Genomic DNA, 1,106 nt, shown 5'->3' on the forward strand with positions numbered 1-1,106 from the left:
GCCCGGCGGCATCCCATTGCGCCGCCCCGCGCATTTGAGCGCTGGCAGCCGTGACCACAACTATGACCACGACGAGCGAGAGCAGCCAGGATGCCGGCACGCCGGCTATCAGGAAGCCGATGAAGGCCAGCAGCAGCGCCTCCGGCAGGAAGCCCAGGGAACCGCCGGTTGCCGGGCGCGCCATGCGTGACCACTCATAGAAAATGGTGGAGACGATGAAGGTACAGAGAAAGCGGAACGGCAAGCCGCCGAGCCAGGTGAGCCCGAGGGTGACGGCGGCCAGCACGAGCGCCGAGATGACGCGCAGCTGGAGGTTGCTCATCTGGCCGCCGCTCACGAAGCGACGTCTTGGGCGGCAAGCCCGCCAAAACGGCGCTCGCGGCTGGCGAAGTCGCGCAGCGCGTCGGCCAGGTGCTCGCGGCTGAAGTCCGGCCAGTAGCAAGGCAGGAACACCAGCTCGCTGTAAGCCGCCTGCCACAAAAGGAAGTTGGACAACCTGAGCTCGCCGCTGGTGCGGATGACCAGTTCGGGATCGGGAATGCCGTCGGTGTCGAGCGCGCCGGCAAAGGACTCCGCCGTGATCGCCTCGCTGTCGATCTCGCCGCGCACGGCCGCGGCTGCAAGCTTGCGCGCCGCGCGCACGATTTCGTCACGCCCGCCATAGTTGAAGGCGATGACCAGCGTCAGCGACTCGTTGCCGGCGGTGAGCGATTCGGCTTCCTGCAGCAGGCCCCTGATGTCGGGCTGCAGTCCTGACCGGTCGCCGACGATTCGCACCCGCACGCCGTTCTGGTGCAGTTCGGCAAGGTCGCGGCGGATGAACAGCTTCAAGAGGCCCATCAGGTCGCTGACCTCGGATTTGGGCCGCGACCAGTTTTCCGACGAGAAGGCGTAGACAGTCAGGAACGAGATACCGAGGCCAGGCGCGGCGCGCACCGTCTTGCGCAAGGCCTCGACGCCGGCGCGATGGCCGGCAAGCCGCGGCATGCCGCGCGCCTTGGCCCAGCGTCCATTTCCATCCATGATGATCGCGACATGCGCGGGCGTTGCCATGGTCTCGCTTTCGGGCCGGTGAAGGACCGACCCTAAACCTGCATGATTTCAGC

The 1,106-nt window shown here is 66.7% G+C and carries 1 protein-coding gene and 1 pseudogene; both read right to left on the reverse strand.

Features of this window, described 5'->3' with window-relative positions; genetic code table 11:
• A partial coding sequence (locus EN738_RS34500; RefSeq protein WP_189606144.1) for a phosphatidate cytidylyltransferase occupies positions 1 to 322 on the reverse strand: 322 nt, incomplete at its 3' end.
• 11 nt (positions 323 to 333) lie between these two features.
• Positions 334 to 1,065: pseudogene (locus tag EN738_RS34505) on the reverse strand (isoprenyl transferase); the annotation flags it as partial.
• Between the last annotated feature and the right edge of the window lie 41 nt (positions 1,066 to 1,106).

It is taken from the genome of Mesorhizobium sp. M4B.F.Ca.ET.017.02.2.1 (genome assembly GCF_003998955.1).
In the GTDB taxonomy this organism is placed as follows: Bacteria; Pseudomonadota; Alphaproteobacteria; order Rhizobiales; family Rhizobiaceae; genus Mesorhizobium; species Mesorhizobium abyssinicae.